General features: G+C 37.2%; 1 protein-coding gene. It reads right to left on the bottom strand.

Annotation, left to right across the window (positions count from 1 at the left end; all coding sequences use genetic code 11):
* A partial coding sequence (locus CTN01_RS22550) for a tetratricopeptide repeat protein (protein ID WP_107342225.1) occupies nt 1-778 on the bottom strand: 778 nt, incomplete at its 3' end.
* Nucleotides 779-787: the final 9 nt, after the last annotated feature.

The following is a 787-nucleotide window of genomic DNA, read 5'->3' on the forward strand; positions in this document are numbered from 1 at the left end:
ATTGTTCTTTATAAATATCATAAAGGTCATGTTTTTTATCTGTGCCCATTGAATCAAGATATATTTTTGAGTAAGCAGCACCAAGCACTTCGTCTTTTTCAGGGTAAGTGATTTGTGGTAATGAATGAAGGTACCGTGATGCAAGAAATCTTATAGAAGTAGCATCTCCAGTATTTGCCATCTTTATCCAAATATCTAACGCTTCTTTTTTATTGCCTTCATCGTAAATAATAGAAGCATAACCTACCATCCCCCTAAAGTTACCCTGTTCAGCAGAGGCCTTGTATAGTCGTTTTACTTCTTTTTCTCGATTGCCAGGTATGAAAAACCAGCCTTCACCGACTTCATAAGTTCTACCTAATTCATACTGCGCTTTTGCATTGCCATACTCTGCAGATTTGCTTAACCAATCAAGCTCATCTGAAGTATCTAAGTATAAAAGAGATAGTTTTCGCATCGCATCAGCATCACCTTGCTCTGCTTTTTCTTTTGATATTTTGAGTAATTCTGTTCTAAATTCCTCTCTATCTCCAAAAATATTTCTATTCAAAGAGAGGGTTAGCATTGCATCTTCATTTCCAAGTTTAGCGGCTTTAACTGCATATTCATGTTCTTGGGGGCCAAGAACCATTACATTGGTTGATAGGCTACGAGAATAAGCTAAAGCAGCTTTTGCATTACCCTTATCTGCCGCGTATTTCAAATAAGGTTGCCCTTGTTTTATTTTATATTGGTCGACGAGTAAATCGCCTAATTGATAGGCATCTTCAACAGACATGGAGCTTGG

The sequence above is a fragment of the Photobacterium angustum genome (assembly GCF_003026365.1).
Taxonomy (GTDB): domain Bacteria; phylum Pseudomonadota; class Gammaproteobacteria; order Enterobacterales; family Vibrionaceae; genus Photobacterium; species Photobacterium angustum.